The sequence below is a fragment of the Streptomyces lavendofoliae genome, from assembly GCF_014649735.1.
Taxonomy (GTDB): Bacteria; Actinomycetota; Actinomycetes; order Streptomycetales; family Streptomycetaceae; genus Streptomyces; species Streptomyces lavendofoliae.
On the sequence record NZ_BMTP01000012.1, the window covers coordinates 160,514 to 177,263 of the forward strand.

18 protein-coding genes and 7 tRNA genes are annotated in these 16,750 nt (G+C 75.0%); 11 read left to right on the plus strand and 14 right to left on the minus strand.

Going from position 1 to position 16,750, the window contains the following annotated elements:
* Positions 1 to 54 precede the first annotated feature (54 nt).
* Positions 55 to 780, plus strand: coding sequence for a 3'-5' exonuclease (locus tag IE109_RS22450; RefSeq protein WP_189552823.1), 726 nt, complete (start codon positions 55 to 57; stop codon positions 778 to 780).
* Between the two features lie 60 nt (positions 781 to 840).
* Here the strand turns inward: IE109_RS22450 and IE109_RS22455 are convergent.
* Together IE109_RS22455 and IE109_RS22460 are read right to left on the minus strand one after the other, a co-directional pair.
* Positions 841 to 912 (minus strand) — tRNA-Val (locus IE109_RS22455).
* A 39-nt stretch (positions 913 to 951) separates the two neighbouring features.
* The gene (locus IE109_RS22460) at positions 952 to 1,401 is read right to left on the minus strand and encodes an SRPBCC family protein (protein WP_189552952.1); all 450 of its coding nucleotides are present in this window, start codon (positions 1,399 to 1,401) and stop codon (positions 952 to 954) included.
* A gap of 90 nt (positions 1,402 to 1,491) precedes the next feature.
* On the opposite strand from IE109_RS22460, the gene IE109_RS22465 reads away from it, so the two are divergent.
* Positions 1,492 to 3,801, plus strand: coding sequence for an SCO7613 C-terminal domain-containing membrane protein (locus IE109_RS22465; protein WP_189552824.1), 2,310 nt, complete (start codon positions 1,492 to 1,494; stop codon positions 3,799 to 3,801).
* 54 nt (positions 3,802 to 3,855) lie between these two features.
* On the opposite strand, the gene IE109_RS22470 is transcribed toward IE109_RS22465, so the two are convergent.
* A tRNA-Val gene (locus tag IE109_RS22470) sits at positions 3,856 to 3,930 on the minus strand.
* Positions 3,931 to 3,995: 65 nt separating this feature from the next.
* On the minus strand, positions 3,996 to 4,466 hold the full coding sequence (locus IE109_RS22475; RefSeq protein ID WP_189552825.1) for a TIGR02611 family protein: 471 nt from the start codon (positions 4,464 to 4,466) through the stop codon (positions 3,996 to 3,998).
* Between the two features lie 189 nt (positions 4,467 to 4,655).
* On the opposite strand from IE109_RS22475, the gene IE109_RS22480 reads away from it, so the two are divergent.
* Both IE109_RS22480 and IE109_RS22485 read left to right on the plus strand, forming a co-directional pair.
* Entirely contained in the window at positions 4,656 to 5,069 is a 414-nt protein-coding gene (locus IE109_RS22480) for an SsgA family sporulation/cell division regulator (protein WP_003959770.1), read from the plus strand.
* A 265-nt stretch (positions 5,070 to 5,334) separates the two neighbouring features.
* Complete coding sequence (locus IE109_RS22485) at positions 5,335 to 5,895, plus strand: CGNR zinc finger domain-containing protein (RefSeq protein ID WP_189552826.1); 561 nt, start codon at positions 5,335 to 5,337, stop codon at positions 5,893 to 5,895.
* Between the two features lie 21 nt (positions 5,896 to 5,916).
* On the opposite strand, the gene IE109_RS22490 is transcribed toward IE109_RS22485, so the two are convergent.
* Positions 5,917 to 6,105 (minus strand): hypothetical protein, encoded by a 189-nt coding sequence (locus IE109_RS22490; RefSeq protein ID WP_189552960.1) that lies wholly within the window; start codon positions 6,103 to 6,105, stop codon positions 5,917 to 5,919.
* 89 nt (positions 6,106 to 6,194) lie between these two features.
* Positions 6,195 to 6,629: a hypothetical protein gene (locus IE109_RS22495; protein WP_189552827.1), complete on the minus strand. Its 435-nt coding sequence runs from the start codon at positions 6,627 to 6,629 to the stop codon at positions 6,195 to 6,197.
* 171 nt (positions 6,630 to 6,800) lie between these two features.
* Here IE109_RS22495 and IE109_RS22500 point away from each other — a divergent pair, with 171 nt between their 5' ends.
* The gene (locus tag IE109_RS22500) at positions 6,801 to 7,331 is read left to right on the plus strand and encodes a DsbA family protein (protein WP_189552828.1); all 531 of its coding nucleotides are present in this window, start codon (positions 6,801 to 6,803) and stop codon (positions 7,329 to 7,331) included.
* A 215-nt stretch (positions 7,332 to 7,546) separates the two neighbouring features.
* Here the strand turns inward: IE109_RS22500 and IE109_RS22505 are convergent, their stop codons facing one another.
* The 3 genes from IE109_RS22505 to IE109_RS22515 are packed head-to-tail and all read right to left on the minus strand — an operon-like array spanning position 7,547 to position 10,287.
* Positions 7,547 to 8,389, minus strand: a complete 843-nt coding sequence (locus tag IE109_RS22505; RefSeq protein WP_189552829.1) for a GNAT family N-acetyltransferase — start codon at positions 8,387 to 8,389, stop codon at positions 7,547 to 7,549.
* 33 nt (positions 8,390 to 8,422) lie between these two features.
* A complete protein-coding gene (locus tag IE109_RS22510; protein ID WP_189552830.1) occupies positions 8,423 to 9,235 on the minus strand; it encodes an aminotransferase class IV in 813 nt (270 codons plus the stop codon).
* Positions 9,232 to 10,287, minus strand: a complete 1,056-nt coding sequence (locus tag IE109_RS22515; RefSeq protein ID WP_189552831.1) for a chorismate-binding protein — start codon at positions 10,285 to 10,287, stop codon at positions 9,232 to 9,234. Before IE109_RS22515 ends, IE109_RS22510 begins: the two co-directional genes overlap by 4 nt.
* Positions 10,288 to 10,432: 145 nt before the next feature.
* Here IE109_RS22515 and IE109_RS22520 point away from each other — a divergent pair.
* From IE109_RS22520 to IE109_RS22540, 5 genes are all read left to right on the plus strand, one after another.
* A tRNA-Gly gene (locus IE109_RS22520) sits at positions 10,433 to 10,505 on the plus strand.
* A gap of 36 nt (positions 10,506 to 10,541) precedes the next feature.
* A tRNA-Cys gene (locus IE109_RS22525) sits at positions 10,542 to 10,615 on the plus strand.
* Position 10,616: 1 nt separating this feature from the next.
* Positions 10,617 to 10,688, plus strand: a tRNA-Val gene (locus IE109_RS22530).
* A gap of 19 nt (positions 10,689 to 10,707) precedes the next feature.
* Positions 10,708 to 10,779: transfer RNA gene (locus tag IE109_RS22535), tRNA-Val, on the plus strand.
* A 33-nt stretch (positions 10,780 to 10,812) separates the two neighbouring features.
* Positions 10,813 to 10,884, plus strand: a tRNA-Val gene (locus IE109_RS22540).
* A 55-nt stretch (positions 10,885 to 10,939) separates the two neighbouring features.
* Here IE109_RS22540 and IE109_RS22545 read toward each other — a convergent pair.
* From IE109_RS22545 to IE109_RS22555, 3 genes are all read right to left on the minus strand, one after another.
* Positions 10,940 to 11,233, minus strand: a complete 294-nt coding sequence (locus tag IE109_RS22545) for a TFIIB-type zinc ribbon-containing protein (RefSeq protein WP_189552832.1) — start codon at positions 11,231 to 11,233, stop codon at positions 10,940 to 10,942.
* A gap of 40 nt (positions 11,234 to 11,273) precedes the next feature.
* Positions 11,274 to 12,236, minus strand: a complete 963-nt coding sequence (locus IE109_RS22550) for a phosphotransferase family protein (RefSeq protein ID WP_189552833.1) — start codon at positions 12,234 to 12,236, stop codon at positions 11,274 to 11,276.
* A gap of 450 nt (positions 12,237 to 12,686) precedes the next feature.
* Positions 12,687 to 12,893: a hypothetical protein gene (locus IE109_RS22555; RefSeq protein ID WP_189552834.1), complete on the minus strand. Its 207-nt coding sequence runs from the start codon at positions 12,891 to 12,893 to the stop codon at positions 12,687 to 12,689.
* 469 nt (positions 12,894 to 13,362) lie between these two features.
* Here IE109_RS22555 and IE109_RS22560 point away from each other — a divergent pair, with 469 nt between their 5' ends.
* Positions 13,363 to 14,550, plus strand: a complete 1,188-nt coding sequence (locus tag IE109_RS22560) for a serine/threonine-protein kinase (protein WP_189552835.1) — start codon at positions 13,363 to 13,365, stop codon at positions 14,548 to 14,550.
* A gap of 4 nt (positions 14,551 to 14,554) precedes the next feature.
* Here IE109_RS22560 and IE109_RS22565 read toward each other — a convergent pair whose 3' ends face one another.
* Together IE109_RS22565 and cobA are read right to left on the minus strand one after the other, a co-directional pair.
* Positions 14,555 to 15,373, minus strand: a complete 819-nt coding sequence (locus IE109_RS22565; protein WP_189552836.1) for a TrmH family RNA methyltransferase — start codon at positions 15,371 to 15,373, stop codon at positions 14,555 to 14,557.
* Between the two features lie 36 nt (positions 15,374 to 15,409).
* Positions 15,410 to 16,642: a uroporphyrinogen-III C-methyltransferase gene (gene cobA, locus IE109_RS22570; protein WP_189552837.1), complete on the minus strand. Its 1,233-nt coding sequence runs from the start codon at positions 16,640 to 16,642 to the stop codon at positions 15,410 to 15,412.
* Between the last annotated feature and the right edge of the window lie 108 nt (positions 16,643 to 16,750).

Sequence of the window (16,750 nt, forward strand, 5' to 3'; positions counted from 1 at the left end):
GTTTCGGGCAGGGGGATCACGCCATCTGCCGGGCACGCGCGAGGAGTTCGGGGTATGACGCTCTGGTACGAGGGGCCCCTGGCCGCATTCGACACGGAAACCACGGGAGTCGACGTCGAGGAGGACCGGATCGTGTCCGCCGCCGTCGTCGTGCAGGACGCCGCCGGAGGGCGGGTCCGGGCCACAAGGTGGCTGGTGAATCCGGGCATACCGGTGCCGCCCGCCGCCACCGAGGTGCACGGACTGACGGACGATCACCTGCGGCGCAACGGCCGCTGGCCCTCGCCCGTCGTGGAGGAGATAGCGCGGCAGCTCGCCGAGCACTGCGCGGCGGGCCGACCGCTGGTGGTGATGAACGCGCCGTTCGACCTGACGCTCCTGGACCGGGAACTGCGCAGGCACCGCGCCTCGTCGCTCTCCCGCTACCTGCAGCACACCCCGATGTGCGTGCTGGACCCGCGGGTGCTGGACAAGCACCTGGACCGGTACCGCAAGGGCCGCCGCACGCTGACCGACCTGTGCGCCCAGTACGGGGTGGAGCTGGAGGGCGCGCACGACGCGGCGGCGGACGCGACGGCGGCGCTGGAGGTCGTCAGGGCGGTCGGACGCCGGTTCGCGTCCCGGCTGGAACGGCTGTCGCCGGCGGAGCTGCACACGCTGCAGGCCGTATGGCACGCCGCGCAGGCGCGCGGACTCCAGGCGTGGTTCGCGCGCAACGGCTCGGAGGAGGCCGTGAACACGGCGTGGCCGCTCCGCCCGGGGTTGCCGGCTGCGGCGTGACACGGACGGGGCCGACAAGCGCGAAGGCCGGTCCGTGAGTCACGGACCGGCCTTCCCCGGTGGGCGATACTGGGTTCGAACCAGTGACCTCTTCGGTGTGAACGAAGCGCTCTCCCACTGAGCTAATCGCCCGGGAACGCACTGAACCATACAGGTCCGGGCCCGTTTCCTTCAAACCGTACGCACGTGCGCGGCCAGCCCCCGGCGGCCTGCCCGCATCATCAGCGCGTGGTTGGCGCGGAAGAGGGGCCGGGCGGGCAGCGCGAGGCGGCGCAGCAGGGGCCGCCGGACGTCGACCGCCTGCTCGTAGAGGACCCGGGTGCGCCCGGCGCCGGGCGAGGTGAGGGTCCAGCGGGCCCACCCCTCCATGTCTCCGGAGAGCGCGGTCTCCAGCACGCGCGCGACCGGGTCCCGGCGTCGTTCGGTGAGGGTGACGACGAGGTCGTACGGCAGGAAGGACCGCACGCGCGCGGTGCCCGAGTGCTCGTCGAGCCGGGTCGCCTCGCGGACCTGCGGCCACCAGGCGGGGTACTCCTCCGGCCGGTCGAGGACGGCGTACACGGCGTCCGGCGGGGCCGGCAGTTCCCAGACGCTGCGGAAGCGGTAGTGGCACCAGTTCATGGGGGGAGTGTGCTCGCCGAGCCCGTACCTACGCCGCACCTGAGTACCCGAACTCATGCCGCGCGGTGTGGGCCGGGCCACACTCCGCTCATGAACAATGTGCCGTCACCGGCCGAAGAGCTGGTGGTCCTGGATCGTGAGCTGGCCCGACTCGACGCCCACCGGGCGCAGTTGCTGGCCCGCAGGGCGTGGCTGCTGAGCGTGCTGTACGCGCCGGCCGCCGCGGTCCGCCCGTCGCGCCCCGCCGCCGAGACCACGCCGCGCGGCGCGCAGAACGTGCTGCTGACGCTGGGCGGGGTGCTGCTGGCGGTCGCCGCCGTCGCCTTCACGCTGGTCGGCTGGGGGCACTTGGGCATCGGCGGCCGTGCCGCGGTGCTCGCGGCGGTGACGTCCGGGGCGCTGGCCGCGCCGGTCGTGCTGCTGCGGCGCCGGCTGGTGTCGACGGCGGAGGCGGTGGCGTCGGTCGGGCTGCCGCTGACGGTGCTGGACGCGTACGCGGTGCACCGGGTGGGGCTGCCGGGCGCCGGTGCGGCGGGGTACGCGGCGGTCGCGTCGGCGGTGCTGGCGGCGCTGTGGGCCGGGTACGGCGCGGCGGTCCGCGGGCTGCGGGTGCCGGGGCCCGCGGCGGTGGCGGCGGCTCAACTCCCGCTGCTGCTATGGGCGTTGGCGTCGGACGCGGGTGCGCTGACCGTGTGCTGGGCGCTGCTGGCCACGGCCGGCTGCGACGTGGCGGTCGCGGTGCGGGTGCGGGCGGGTGCCGGGGTGCGGGTGGCGGCCTGTGCGGCGGCCGGGGTGTCGGGCGGTTCGGCGGTGCTGGTGGCCGCCTGGCTGTCGGTGGCGGACGGGGGCGCGGGACCGGCCGTAGCGCTGCTGGCGGCCGCGGGGCTCGCGGGGTACGGGGCGTGGCGTGCGGCGGCCGGGGCGGGGTCCTGGCCGGTGGTGTGGGCGGCCGTGGCCGGTGCGGTGGCGGTGGCCGGTGGCGGCGGTCTGGTGCGGGAGGCGGTGCCGCACGGGTGGGCGGTGCCGGCGTACACGGCCGCCGCGGTGGCGGTGTGGGCGGTGGCGGTGCGGCAGGGCGTGCCGCGCGGGGTGCGGCGCGGCTTGCTCGGCGCGTCGGCGGGCGTGCAGGCCGCGGCGGTGGCGTGGGCGCTGCCGCAGACGGCGGCCGCTTCGGTAGGGGTCTCGCCGGGCGTCCCGTGGGCGGTGGTGGCGGTGACGGTGACCGTCGCCGGGGTGCTGGCGTCGCTGCGGCTGCGCCCGGCGCGCTGCGGGGCGCTCGCCCTGGCCTGGACGGCGGGGATGGCGCTGCCCGGGGCGCTGTCGCCGCCGTACGCGGTCACGCCGGTGGCCCGGCTGCTGCTGACGGCGGGGTTCCTGTTCCTGGCGGTGCGCCCGGCGCCGCTGACGTTCCGGCTGCCCCGGGCGCGGGAAGCGGAGGGCGCGCTCGGGGACGTCGCTCTGGGCGGGGCGCTGCTGGGCGGTCTGGCGGCCGTCGCCGGGGCGTGGGATACGGGGGCGGAGGCGGTCGCCGTCCTCGGGGTGCTGACGGCGCTCCTCGCCGGCGGGGCGGTCGTCGCGGCGGGCACGCGCCGGACGGTCCTGGCGTGCGCCGCGGTGGTGGCGGCGACCGGCACGGTGGGCGCCGTCGCCGCCGTCGCGGAGCTGCCGGTCCACCTGACGGGGGTGGCGTTGCTGGCCGTGCCGGTGGCGACGGCGGCGGCCGGGGCGGGCCTGCGGCGCCACCCGGTCGCCCTGCCGGTGGAGCTGGCCGGCGCCGCGGCCGGCGCCGTCGCGGTCGGACTGGCGTCCGCACGCCCCGCCGTCCTGGCGCTCGTGCTGGCCCTGTGCGGCGTGCTGGCGGCGGCCACGGCGGTACGCCCGGAGCGGCGCCCCGCGGCCGGGTACGCGGCCACGGCGCTGTTCGTGGTGGCGGCCTGGGTGCGGCTGGCCGCCTCGGAGGTGTCGTTCCCGGAGGCGTACGCGCTGCCGGTGGCGGTGCCCGCGCTCGTGGTGGGCGTGCTGCGCAGGCGGCGCGACCCCGAGGCGTCGTCGTGGGCGGCGTACGGCCCGGGTCTCGGCGCGGGCCTGGTGCCGAGCCTGTGCGCGGCGTGGACGGACGGGAGCTGGCCGCGTCCGCTGCTGCTCGGCCTGGTGGCGCTGGCCGTGACGCTGGCCGGCGCCCGGCTGCGGCTGCAGGCCCCGCTGCTGCTGGGCGGGGCGGTGCTGGCCCTGGTGGGGCTGCACGAGCTGGCGCCGTACGTCGTCCAGGCGGTCGGCGCGCTGCCCCGCTGGCTGCCGCCCGCGCTGGCCGGCCTGCTGCTGCTGGCGGTGGGCGCGACGTACGAGCAGCGGCTGCGCGACGCCCGGCGACTGCGGGACAGCCTGGGCCGGATGGGCTGACCCCGGGTACGCCGAAGGCCCCGGAGACATCGTCTCCGGGGCCTTCGAGCCGGGTGGTGGGCGATACTGGGTTCGAACCAGTGACCTCTTCGGTGTGAACGAAGCGCTCTCCCACTGAGCTAATCGCCCGGGCGCACGGCAAACATTACCGCATGTCAGCGATGCCCCCGACCATCCCGGGCCGCTTCACGCGCTCACTTGTCGATGTTCCAGGGCATGGCCGCCCCGTACTTCCACAGGTACACCCCGACCAGCGCCGCCATGATCACCAGACCGATCGTGGTCAGGATGATGTTGCGCCGCCGGACCTTGGGGTCGATCGCTCGTTGTGCCGCCTCGGTCACCTTCCGCTTCGTCCAGCGGAGCACCAGCTGCGCCCAGACGAACTCGGTCGCCCAGATCGCCATGCCGCCGAAGATCACGAACCAGCCGGGCCCCGGCAGCACCAGCATCGCGACGCCGGCCGCCACGACCGCGAGGCCGACGACGAAGACGCCGACCTGCCAGCTCATGTGGAGCGTCCTGCGCGCCTTGATGAACTCGGGCGCCCGCGAGCCGAGCGCCGGTTCGGCGGGCACCCCTTCCGTTTCCGTCACGTCCCCCGTCGCGGGCGTCGTGGTCACCGGTCGGGCGACCTTGCCCCGCTCGTCACTCTCCGCGTTCATGACGCCAACCTACCCGACACTCGCGAGGTACCGGAATGGACGCATAACTGCCGCTTGCACACCGCCATACGAGGTACCTCAAGGGCCACAAAACAGACAGAGGGGTTTACAACGGCACCGTAGGTGGCATGTCGATTTCGCCGACGTGCGAATCCCCGAGCGCACACTGAGCGAAAGGCCCTGGCGCTTATGAACACCACGGTCAGCTGCGAGCTGCACCTGCGCCTCGTTGTGTCGAGCGAGTCCTCACTGCCTGTACCGGCGGGCCTGCGGTATGACACGGCCGATCCCTACGCCGTGCACGCCACCTTCCACACCGGAGCCGAGGAGACGGTCGAGTGGGTGTTCGCCCGCGACCTTCTCGCCGAAGGGCTCCACCGCCCCACAGGCACCGGCGACGTCAGAGTCTGGCCGTCCCGCAGCCACGGTCAGGGCGTCGTCTGCATCGCGCTGAGCTCCCCGGAGGGCGAAGCCCTGCTGGAGGCCCCGGCGCGCGCACTGGAGTCGTTCCTGAAGCGGACCGACGCCGCGGTGCCGCCCGGCACCGAGCATCGTCACTTCGACCTCGACACGGAGCTCTCGCACATCCTGGCCGAAAGCTGAGGCCAGGCCGCCGACCGCACGGCGCCGTCCGACTCGGGGCGACGGCGCCGCGCGGAGAGCTCGTACGGCCGTGAGCGGCCGTGTACGGCGACACCGGCGCCGTCACCGCGGACACCACCGCGGTGACGGCGCCGGTGCCCGTTCCGGCCACCGGTGACCGCTCCACCCCCTCCACCCCGGACACCGCCCGGGCGCCCCGCGGGCGAGCCGCTAGAGTCGGCGCAATCCGGCGGGCGCCCGCCCGCGACAGGCCAGGGAGGGAATCGTGCTGATCCCCCACGACACCCGGATCGCGCTCGACACCGTCGTCGACCTGATGAACACCGCGCCGGAAGGCGGACGGGGCGACGCCCTCGGGGACGTCGCGGCGCTGTACGCCTTCGTGGGGAGCCACGAGATCAGCGGTGTCGGTGAGCTCGGCGAGCGGGACCTGCGGGCCGTGCGCGACGTGCGAGACCGGTTCGCCGACGTCTTCGCGGCGCCCGACGCCCGTACCGCCGCCGAGCTGATCAACCGGCTGGTGGCCGCGGCGGGAACGACACCGCAGCTCACCGACCACGACGGCTACGACTGGCACGTGCACTACTTCGCGCCGGGCGCCTCGGTCGCCGACCACCTGGCCGCCGACTGCGGCATGGCGCTGGCGTTCATCGTGGTGGCCGGGGAGCAGGACCGCCTGCGCCGCTGCGAGGCACCGGACTGCGGACGGGCCTTCGTCGACCTGTCGCGCAACCGCTCGCGCCGCTACTGCGACAGCCGTACCTGCGGTAACCGGCTGCACGTGGCGGCGTACCGGGCCCGCCGCAAGGAGGCGGCGGCCGGCTGAGCGCAGCGCGTCAGCCGGCGCTCACAGGACGAACAGGTCGTGCACGGCGGCCATCAGCAGCAGGCAGCCGATCACCGCCAGAAAGATCACCAACGGCGGCTGGGAGAGCGCGAAAAGACATCCGCGTCGCTCCTCGAAAGTCGTGTCGGGGGCATCGGTGGGGGCGGGGGACGACTCCCGCGAGGTTTCCAGCATCTCGGTGCCGATCATGGCGCAGTGCGACGGCCCGTGAACGGCGAACGGCGAGGATCGGCAGGGGAGTTCACCCCTTCCCGTGGTTCCGGGGCGATGCCCGGCGGTCAGATCCCGTGCTTCTTGAGGATCGCCTCGATGTCGCTGAAGTCGTCGGCGGGCTTCGCCGTCGCGCCGCCGGCGGGCCCCGGCGAGGGGGCGGGCGCGGCCGGCGCCACCGCCGCGCGCCCGTCCTGACGGCCCTTCTCCGCCGCGCGCTCCCCCCGCCGCGCGCGCGGGGCGCCGCCCCGGCGCCGCTCGACCGCCCGGGTCGTCAGGAACAGCAGCCAGGACAGGCCCAGCACGGCGAACCCGGCCCACGCCACCGGGCTGAAGGCGGTCCCGGCCAGCCACTTCACGAGCCCGGTCATCACCAGCCCGACCGGTACGAGCGCGTACGCCGCGACACGGACGGCGGCGAGGAACCTCCTGCGGTACGCGGTGATCGCCGCGATGCCGAGCCCGGCGGCGGACACGGCGGAGCAGATCGTCTCGGCAAGCATCCGGTCCTCCAGGCGGCGCGGGGTGATACGTCCCTTCCATCGTGCACCGTGAGGACCCGCCGGGGCCATGGCGCCCACCGGCCCTGGGGTGGATCTCCGGGACATCTCCGGGACACCCTCCTCCCCAGGTCCCGGTTGGGGCGGCGCCCGCCCGGCTGGGAGACTGCCCCCATGAACGACTCCACCACCGAGCGCACCGCACCGCCCGTCGTCCTCGACGTCTGGTGCGAGCTCCAGTGCCCCGACTGCCACGCCGCCCTCGACGACCTGCGCGCACTGCGCGCCCGGTACGGGGACCGCCTGGAGGTACGGCTGCGGCACTTCCCGCTGGAGAAGCACCGCCACGCGTACGCCGCCGCCCAGGCCGCCGAGGAGGCGATCGAGCAGGGCCGCGGCTGGCCGTACGCGGAGGCGGTACTGGCCAGGACCGAGGAACTGGCGGCGCGGGGCGAGCGTGTCCTCATCGAAACGGCACGCGAACTGGGCCTGGACGCCGAGGAGTTCGACACCGCCCTCATCGACGGCCGGCACCTGCTGATCGTGGACGCCGACCAGGCGGAGGGCAAGGCGATCGGCGTCACCGGCACCCCGACCTACGTCATCGGCGGCGAACGGCTCGACGGCGGCAAGAGCCAGGAGGGGCTGCGCGAGCGCGTCGAGGAGATCGCCGACCGTCTGCTGGCCGGGCCGGAAGCGCCCTAGGGTCTGTCTTTCGGATCAGGCCGGATCAGGGAGCGGGGTCTGGCGCGTGCGATCGCAAGGCGGAGGAGGGAGCCAACGCGGAGCGTTGGCGACCGACGGCAACGCGGCGAGCGTGCGTGCCAGGCCCCGCGAGCCCGGCATGATCCGAAAGACAGGCCCTGGGGGCGTCGCGCCTCGCCGGCCGCCGGCCCCCTTCCCGCCGCCCCGCCTCGCCCCTACAGCAGCGGCTTGAAGCAGTGGACGTGGGTCGACCGGTAGCCGAGCGACTCGTACAGCCGCAGGGCCCGCGTGTTGTCCACGAAGACGTGCAGGCCGATGCGGCGCTCCCCCGCCTCCAGCGCCAGCCGCTCCGCGAACAGCATCAGGGCCCGCCCGTACCCCCGGCCGCGCACGGCGTCGGCGACCTCGATGTCGTACACGAACGCGCCCTCCGCTCCGGCGGGCGACTCCGCCCGGCCGGTCCACAGATGCCCGACGGGGACGCCGTCCAGGGCCGCGACGTGGAGCGCGGCCCCCTCGGTGGCCAGACCGTCGGGCAGATGGCGGCGGCGGCTCGCCTCCGCCTTCGCCCTGGCCCGGTCCTCCGGTACGCCGTGCTCGGCCCAGCCGCGCGCGAACCGCTCCGCGGACCGGACCGCCCACCGCTCGAACTCCGCCTCCGCCATGGGCCGCACCTCGATCCGCTCCGGCGGCCCCGGCGGCGGACCGGCGAGGTCCTTGGCCATGGTGCGGCTGCGCTCGGTGTAGCCGAGGGCGGTCGCCATGCGCAGCGCGACCTCGGCGCCGACCGGTACGGAGGCGGTGACCTGGTCGCAGCCCCAGCCGCGCAGCACCTCCTCGGCGGCGAGCGCGGCCACCGTGCCCCGGCCGCGCCGCCGGTCCGGCTCCTCGACGCCGAGCGACCGGATCACCCCGGCGGAGCGCCGACCGGTCCCGGGGAGGGTGCCGAGTTCGACGGCGCCCACGCGGCGGCTGTTGACACAGACGTCGTAGGTGCGCGATCGGGCGCCGTCGGGGGTCTGCTGGAGCGGCCCGGCCGGCCGCAGGGTGGTGGTCATCGGAAGTCTTCTACCCACCCCGCGACCACGGGCTCACATCTGCGCCGCGCGCTCCGCGAAGATCCGCATGGCCTTGGCGGTGACCGGCCCCGGCGCACCGGGCAGCTCGCGCCCGTCGACGCGGTGGACGGCCTGGACGTCGCGGAGGGTGGAGGTCAGGAAGATCTCGTCGGCCCGCTCCAGGACGTCCATCGGCAGCTCGGTCTCCTGGGCGCCGGTCCATTCGACGGTCAGCGCCCTGGTGATGCCGGCGAGGCAGCCGGAGGCGAGCGGCGGGGTGTGCAGCTGCCCGTCCAGCACGACGAAGACGTTGGAACCGGTGCCCTCGCAGAGCTGCCCGACGGTGTTGGCGAACAGCGCCTCGCTCGCACCGCGCTCATGGGCCTTGGCGAGGGCGACGACGTTCTCCGCGTACGAGGTGGTCTTGAGCCCGGCGAGGGCGCTGCGCTCGTTGCGGGTCCAGGGGACGGTGATCACGGCGGTGGAGTCGGGGCGGCGGCTGGTCTCGCCGAGGGCGACGACCAGGGTCGGTCCGGCGTCACCGCGGTCCGAGCCGAGCGGGGAGAGCCCGCCGGTGTACGTGACGCGCAGCCGGCCCAGCGGCATGGGGTTGGCCTCCAGTACGGCGGCGCAGGCGCGGCGCACCTCGTCGAGGTCCGGGTCGGGCAGGCCGAGGCCGCGGGCGGAGCGGGTGAGCCGGTCGAGGTGGGGCTCCATCGCGAAGGGCCGGCCGTCCACGGCCTTGAGCGTCTCGAAGACGCCGTCGCCCACGGTCAGGCCGTGATCCAGTACGGAGACCCTGGCGGCGTCCGCGTCGTGCAGCCCGCCGTTGACCCACAGCTTCATTTCCCGATGGTCCTTCCGCTCGCCTCGTACGTCCCCGACGCTACCGCGAGCAGCCGGGAGGCCTTCAGTTCCGTCTCGTCCCACTCGCGCTCGGGGTCGGAGCCCCAGGTGATGCCCGCGCCGGTGCCGAAGCGCAGCACCGGCGGGCCCTCGGTGCGGTCGATCCAGAAGGTGCGTATGCCGACGGCCAGCTCTCCGGTGCGGCGGTCGGCGTCGACCCAGCCGATGCCGCCGCAGTACGGGCCGCGGGGCGCGGTCTCCAGCGCCTCGATGATCCGCAGGGCGCTGGACTTGGGCGCGCCCGTCACCGAACCGGGCGGGAAGGTGGCGGCCAGGAGGTCCTTCCAGCCCGCCGCGGGCGTCAGCTCGCCGCGCACGGTGGAGACGAGGTGGACCAGGCCGGGGTGCGGCTCGACGGCGCACAGCCGGGGCACGGCGACGGAGCCGGTGGCGCAGACCCGGCCGAGGTCGTTGCGGACGAGGTCGACGATCATGACGTTCTCGGCGCGGTCCTTGTCCAGCAGGTCCTCGGCCGTCCGGCCGGTGCCCTTGATGGGGCCGGACTCGACCGTCGTACCGTCCCGCCGGAGGTACAGCTCGGGCGAGGCGGTCGCCGTCTCGACCCCGTGGGCGGGCAGGCGAATCGTTCCGGCATAGGGGGCCGGGTTGCCGCGCGCGAGGAGCGCGGTGAGCGCGTCCACATCCGCGGCGGGGTCGGGCAGCGGCGCGGAGAGCACCCGGCACAGGTTCGCCTGGTACACCTCGCCGGCCGCGATGTGCTCCCTGATCCTCCGTACGCCGGCGGTGTACGCCTCGCGGTCGAGCGAGGACGTCCAGTCACCGGTGGCGGGCCCGCGCCAGGCCCCCGGCACCGGGGCGGGCACCGGGGCGGGGCGTACGTCGCCGAAGCGGGCGCAGGTCAGGCGGCCCTCGAAGTCCGCCGAGACGGCCCAGAAGCCGGACGAGTCGAGGGCCTCGGGGTCACTGGTGACATCCCGCAGGTCGGTTGCGACGAGGCCGCCGAAGCGGGCCAGAGGAGCGAGGTCGTGCACGGATGCGAGTCTAGGGCGGGGACGGACGGGACGGCGCGGACCGGAGGCACCGCAGCACGCTGGGCAAACGCGTTTTTGTACTGGCCCGGGAATCCGCTAGAGTTCAACACGTCGCCGGGACGCGGAAGCGGGCCGGAACCGACAAGCGGACGTGGCTCAGTTGGTAGAGCATCACCTTGCCAAGGTGAGGGTCGCGAGTTCGAATCTCGTCGTCCGCTCGAAGTGGGGGATCCTTCCCGAACCCCTGCACTCCTGGTGGAGTGGCCGAGAGGCGAGGCAACGGCCTGCAAAGCCGTCTACACGGGTTCAAATCCCGTCTCCACCTCCAAGGACGATTAGCTCAGCGGGAGAGCGCTTCCCTGACACGGAAGAGGTCACTGGTTCAATCCCAGTATCGTCCACTGGATCTTCGGATCCCCCGCGCGATTAGCTCAGCGGGAGAGCGCTTCCCTGACACGGAAGAGGTCACTGGTTCAATCCCAGTATCGCGCACGCAGTGCCCACGGTCCCCGACCGTGGCCCCGAGGACGATTAGCTCAGCGGGAGAGCGCTTCCCTGACACGGAAGAGGTCACTGGTTCAATCCCAGTATCGTCCACATGGTCCGGAGCCCCGGCCGCGTCTCGCGGCCGGGGCTCCGTCGTCGTCCCCCCTCAGGAGGAGAAGAGCATCCGGCCGAAGCCCCGGTGATGGCCGTGGTGGCCGCCGTGGTGGCCGCCGTGGTGCGGGGCGCCCCAGGCCGGAGCGTGCGGAGCCGGAGCGGCCGGGTACGCCTGCGGGGCCGGCGGCGCGGGCGGCGCCTGCTGGACCCACTGCGCCTCCAGGCGGGTCAGGGCCTCCAGCTCGCCGTAGTCGAGGAAGATCCCCCGGCAGCCGCTGCACTGCTCGATCTGGACGCCGTTGCGGTTGTAGGTGTGCATGGGCGCGTGGCACTTGGGACACTGCATGCTCGGCTCAACTCCTCGCCTTACGGATGGTGTCCTCACCCTACGACGGAGCCCCGGCGTCCAACTCGGGTGGGAGTGTCGCGATTCGGGCACAGGCGTCGAGGACGCTCAGCTCCACATCGTCCAAGTCCCGCTTCTCGGCGCCGCTCTTGACCAGGGCCAGAGCCGCCGTCTGGACGGTCAGCGCGCGGGCCGGCACGTCGAGCCGGGGCCAGGGGTCGCCGTCGGTGGGCACCGCCGGGCCGCCCGCCGCCCGGTAGGCGCCGAGGAAGCGGCCCCACACCCCCGGGGCCAGCAGACCGGCGGCGTACCAGGCGGCGGGACGGGCCAGGTCCCAGACGGGGTCCCCCAGGCCCAGGTCGTCGACGTCGATGAGCAGCCAGGGGCCGCCGGCGGCCGGGTGGCGGACCAGCTGGCCGAGGTGGAGGTCGCCGTGGCAGACCGCCACCGGCCCCGGAGCGGGCGCCTCGCCCCGCGCCCACGCGGGCAGGCCGCGCCAGGCGGCGCGCACCGGCCCGGCGGCGGGGTGCGGCCCGGCCGCCGCCATCCGAGCCACGGCCCGCGCCGCCTTGACGGGGCCGCGCATCGCCGGCAGCGGCCCGGGCAGCTCGCCGGGCGGTACGCGGTGCAGACGGGCGAGCAGGGTCGCCGCCTCCTCCCACGGCGCGGCGTCCGGGTCGCCGGGGTCGACGGGGCTGCCGTACGGCCAGGCGCTCACCGGGCGGCCGGCCACCTCCGGGGCGCCCGCCGGAAGGGGCGGCAGGAGGATGCCCGCCAGGCGGGGGTGGGCCGCGACGGCCAGGCGGGCGCGGTGGGCGGCGGTCTCGGTGTCCGGGGCGTGCGCCTTGGCGACGGCGTCACCGTGCCGGACGACGGTGCCGTCGGGCCGGTCCGCCAGAACGGTGCCGGCCGCCCCGCAGGCACGGCACGGCACCCCGGCGTGCGCGGCCCGCCGGGCGATGACCCCGAGCTCCCGCACGAGGGAATCGGTCTGATGTTGCACCCCCCGACCCTACGGGCCCCCACTCCTCCGCACGGCCGCCGGTCCGTGCGGGCGGGCGCGCCCTGCGGCCCGCGGCCGGATCGCAACGGCCCGCACGTCGGCCGGCAGCCCAGGACGAACCGCGAGGAAGCCTGACACCGGACCTCCGGGAACGAGCCCGAGTGCCCCACCCCGCCACCCACCGACACGCACCGACACGCACCGCACAACGGGTGAACCGCCCCGGATGGACCATCCCCGGCACGGCGGGCACCGCACCCCGGGGCGGGGCACCGACCGGGAGCGCCCGGCGCCGTGGTCGCCGCAGCGTCCGCACGACGGGGGAACAAAGCGGTGGCCGGCAGCTCCCCAGCTGCCGGCCACCGCTGCCGTCCGCCGCACCCCCGTCCCCACGGGGTTGTTGGCCGGATGAACCCGACCCGGGCCGCTCTCCCGGGTCCGGGGTGCCTCTCAGCGCCCCAGCATCACGCCCACGGACGACGCCTGTGTGACCATCGCGTCCCAGCCGCCGAAGGCGACCACCAGGAGCGCGGCCAGCGGGAGGACCATCGCCGTCGCCACCAGAGGGTGGCGGCGGCCGGCCGGACGGCTGCCGGACGCGGCGTACGCCTTCCGTCCCTGCGTGCGGATCATCGCCCGCGGTGCCGTGTCAGCCATGGTTCCTCTCCCGTCGGTTCCAGCAGCGGCGGGTGTCCGACCTCGGGGGACGAGTACCGCACCCGCCGCTTGACCTCAACATTAGGGAAGCGGCGGGCCCGGCACGTCATGCCCGCGTACCCTTTGGCGGGCCTCCCGGAGGATGAGCCGCCGACGGGTGGCGTACTCCCCTGGGTGGAGACGGCCGGCCGGACGTCAGGGGTCCTCCCCAGGGGCCGGAGCGCGGGTGACGTCCCTCACGTCCGGTCCGCCCCTCCGTACGGTCCGTCACTCCGGAGGGCCAACCCCCTTGGCGGCGGCGGTCATTGGGGGGACGGGCACACTCCCGGCCCCGGCGGCACCGACAATCGATCGGCCCGCGAGGGCGCGGCCTATGAGCACCCCGGGGCGCGGGTACGTAAGCTGTGCCACGTCAAACGGACACGGTGCAGCGAGGGTGGGGCCTCCCCACCGTAGGTAGGGGACGGACATGGCGATGATGCGGCTCCGGCGCGAGGATCCGCGTGTCGTCGGCTCATTCAGGCTCCACCGGCGGCTCGGCGCGGGCGGCATGGGGGTCGTGTACCTCGGGTCCGACCGGCGCGGACAGCGGGTGGCCCTGAAGGTGATCCGGCCGGATCTCGCCGAGGACCAGGAGTTCAGGTCGCGCTTCGCGCGCGAGGTGTCGGCCGCCCGGAGGATCCGCGGCGGGTGCACGGCCCGGCTGGTGGCGGCCGACCTGGAGGCCGACCGGCCCTGGTTCGCCACCCAGTACGTACCGGGCCCGTCCCTGCACGACAAGGTCGCCGAGGAGGGCCCGCTGTCCGCGGCGGACACGGCGGCCATCGGCGCGGCGCTGTCCGAGGGGCTGGTCGCCGTCCACGAGGCCGGGGTGGTCCACCGGGATCTGAAGCCGTCGAACATCCTCCTGTCCCCCAAGGGCCCGCGGATCATCGACTTCGGGATCGCCTGGGCGACCGGCGCCTCGACGCTCACCCACGTGGGCACGGCGGTGGGCTCACCGGGCTTCCTCGCGCCCGAGCAGGTGCGGGGCGCGGCGGTGACCCCGGCGACGGACGTCTTCGCGCTGGGGGCGACCCTGGCGTACGCGGCGATGGCGGACTCGCCCTTCGGGCACGGCAGTTCCGAGGTGATGCTGTACCGGGTGGTGCACGAGGAGCCGCAGTTGCAGGGCGTGCCGGACGCGCTCGCGCCGCTCGTACGGGCCTGTCTCGCCAAGGACCCGGAGGACCGTCCCAGCACCCTGCAGCTGTCGATGCGGCTGAAGGAGATCGCGGCCCGCGAGGCGCAGGGGCTGTCCGACGTCCGGCCGCCGGCCGCGCGGCCGGGCGTCCGGCCGGTGGACGACCGGCCCACGGGGCGGCTGACGGAGCGTTACACGGAGCGGACCCAGGGGCGCGCCCAGCGCACGCCCGCGCCCGGCGCGCGCGGCGGGCAACCGTCGCGTGTCTCGTCGTCGCGCAACCCGGCGCGCCCGCCGTCCCGGACGGGCGGCGGCGGTGGCCGGACGGCGTCGAGGCCCGGGGTGCGGACGGGAGCGGGTGGCCCGCGCCGTCCCGCGAACCCCCGGCTGCTGCGGCAGCGGATCTTCGTCTTCGTGGTCGTGACGCTGATCGTGCTGCTGGGGATCGCGGCGGCGCAGGGCCTTCAGGGGTAGCGGTTCAGTCCTGCGGACGGCCGGTGGCCACCGCGTAGAAGGCGACGGCCGCCGCCGCGCCCACGTTGAGCGAGTCCACTCCGTGGGCCATCGGGATGCGCACCCACTCGTCGGCCGCCATCAGCGCCTTGGTGGTGAGGCCGTCGCCCTCCGCGCCCAGCATGAGCGCGACCCGCTCCAGGCGGTGCGGCGCGGCCGCGTCGATGCTCGTGGCCTTCTCGTCGGGCGTCAGGGCCAGCAGCCGGAAGCCGGCCTCCCGGACCGTCTCCAGCCCGCGGGGCCAGGTGTCGAGACGGGCGTACGGGACGGAGAAGACGGCGCCCATGGAGACCTTCACCGACCGGCGGTACAGCGGGTCGGCGCAGTCGGGCGACAGTAGGACGGCGTCCATGCCGAGGGCGGCGGCGCTGCGGAAGATGGCGCCGATGTTGGTGTGGTCGTTCACGCCTTCCATGACGACCACCCGGCGGGCGCCGGTGAGCAGTTCCCCGGCGGCGGGCAGCGGCTCGCGCCGCATGGAGGCGAGGGCGCCGCGGTGCACGTGGTAGCCGGTGACGCGTTCGGCGAGGTCCGGCGTCACCGTGTACACGGGTGCCGGGACCTCGTCGATGACGTCCCGCATGACGTCGACCCACTTGGCGGACAGCAGCATCGACCGCATCTCGTACCCGGCCTGCCGGGCGCGCCGGATGACCTTCTCGCCCTCGGCGATGAACAGGCCCTCGGCGGGCTCGCGCCTGCGGCGCAGTTCGACGTCGGTCAGGCCGGTGTAGTCGCGCAGTCGCGGGTCGTCGGGGTCGTCGATGGTGATCAGATCGGCCACGGGGTGATTGCCTCGTCCGGTGTGGGTGCCAACGGGTTACGCGGTGGTCTTGAGCGGGCCCTCGGCGACGACCGGGCCGATGACGATCACGGCGGGCGGGCGGACGTCCTCTTCCGCGACCCGCCGGGCCACCGTGGCGAGGGTCGCGTCCACCCGGCGCTGGGACGCCGTCGTCCCCTCCTGCACCAGGGCGAGCGGGGTGTCCGGGGCCTTGCCGTGCGCCATGAGCGCCTCGGCGATCGCCCCGATCTTGTCGACGCCCATGAGGATGACGAGGGTGCCGGTCAGCTTGGCGAGCGAGGCCCAGTCGACGAGCGAGCGCGGGTCGTCGGGCGCGACATGGCCGCTGACCACGGTGAACTCGTGCGCCACGCCCCGGTGGGTGACCGGGATGCCGGCCGCTCCGGGGACGCTGATCGAGCTGGAGATGCCGGGCACGACGGTGCACGCGATGCCCGCCTCGGCGAGCGCCTGCGCCTCCTCCATGCCCCGGCCGAACACGAAGGGGTCGCCGCCCTTGAGCCGCACCACGGACTTGCCGGCCTTGGCGTGCTCGATGAGGGCGTTGTTGATGGCCTCCTGGGCCATGAACCGGCCGTAGGGGATCTTCGCCGCGTCGATCACCTCGACGTGCGGCGGCAGCTCGTCGAGCAGGTCGCGCGGGCCGAGTCGGTCGGCGACGACCACGTCGGCCTCGGCCAGCAGACGGCGGCCGCGCACGGTGATCAGGTCCGGGTCGCCGGGGCCACCGCCGACCAGGGCGACGAAGGGGGTGCGGGAGCGGTGGTGGGGCGCCGCGATCGACCCGTCGCGCAGCCCCTCGACGATGGCGTCCCGCACGGCGGCGGAGCGGCGCGGGTCGTGCCCGGTGAGCACGGCGACGGTGACGCCCTCGCTGCGGCCGGTGGCCGGGGTCCAGGCCGTGGCCGCCTCTGCGTCGTCGGAGCGGACGCACCAGACCCGGTTGCGCTCGGCCTCGGCGGACGCGCGGGCGTTGGCCTCCGGATCGGTGGCGGCGATCAGGGCGTACCAGGCGCCGGCCAGGTCCCCGTCCTCGTAGCGGCGCCTGGTCCAGGTGATCTCACCGGCCTCCGCCATGGCCTCGACGGACGGCGTCGCGGACGGGGAGACCAGGGTGATGTCGGCGCCGGCCGCGATGAGGGCGGGGAGGCGGCGCTGGGCGACCTGGCCGCCGCCGATGACGACGACGCGGCGCCCGGTCAGGCGCAGTCCGACGGGGTAGGCGGGGTGCTCGGCGTTCTCGGCCATGGCGGTGCGGCTCCTCGGCGAGGCGGTGGTGCGGTGTGCGGGGCCGCTGCGACGGTGAAGCGGCTGGTGGGGCGGGGGTGGCGCGGCGCTGGGGGACGCTGCCGACCA

Bases quoted from the DNA above. Each gene is read 5' to 3' on its own strand.
- IE109_RS22475 (WP_189552825.1), bottom strand. From the start codon at position 4,466: ATGAACGCGGAGAGTGACGAGCGGGGCAAGGTCGCCCGACCGGTGACC.
- IE109_RS22450 (WP_189552823.1), top strand. From the start codon at position 55: ATGACGCTCTGGTACGAGGGGCCCCTGGCCGCATTCGACACGGAAACC.
- IE109_RS22495 (WP_189552827.1), bottom strand. From the start codon at position 6,629: ATGCTTGCCGAGACGATCTGCTCCGCCGTGTCCGCCGCCGGGCTCGGC.
- IE109_RS22560 (WP_189552835.1), top strand. From the start codon at position 13,363: ATGGCGATGATGCGGCTCCGGCGCGAGGATCCGCGTGTCGTCGGCTCA.
- IE109_RS22500 (WP_189552828.1), top strand. From the start codon at position 6,801: ATGAACGACTCCACCACCGAGCGCACCGCACCGCCCGTCGTCCTCGAC.
- IE109_RS22465 (WP_189552824.1), top strand. From the start codon at position 1,492: ATGAACAATGTGCCGTCACCGGCCGAAGAGCTGGTGGTCCTGGATCGT.
- IE109_RS22545 (WP_189552832.1), bottom strand. From the start codon at position 11,233: ATGCAGTGTCCCAAGTGCCACGCGCCCATGCACACCTACAACCGCAAC.
- cobA (WP_189552837.1), bottom strand. From the start codon at position 16,642: ATGGCCGAGAACGCCGAGCACCCCGCCTACCCCGTCGGACTGCGCCTG.
- IE109_RS22505 (WP_189552829.1), bottom strand. From the start codon at position 8,389: ATGACCACCACCCTGCGGCCGGCCGGGCCGCTCCAGCAGACCCCCGAC.
- IE109_RS22460 (WP_189552952.1), bottom strand. From the start codon at position 1,401: ATGAACTGGTGCCACTACCGCTTCCGCAGCGTCTGGGAACTGCCGGCC.
- IE109_RS22490 (WP_189552960.1), bottom strand. From the start codon at position 6,105: ATGATCGGCACCGAGATGCTGGAAACCTCGCGGGAGTCGTCCCCCGCC.
- IE109_RS22480 (WP_003959770.1), top strand. From the start codon at position 4,656: ATGAACACCACGGTCAGCTGCGAGCTGCACCTGCGCCTCGTTGTGTCG.
- IE109_RS22555 (WP_189552834.1), bottom strand. From the start codon at position 12,893: ATGGCTGACACGGCACCGCGGGCGATGATCCGCACGCAGGGACGGAAG.
- IE109_RS22510 (WP_189552830.1), bottom strand. From the start codon at position 9,235: ATGAAGCTGTGGGTCAACGGCGGGCTGCACGACGCGGACGCCGCCAGG.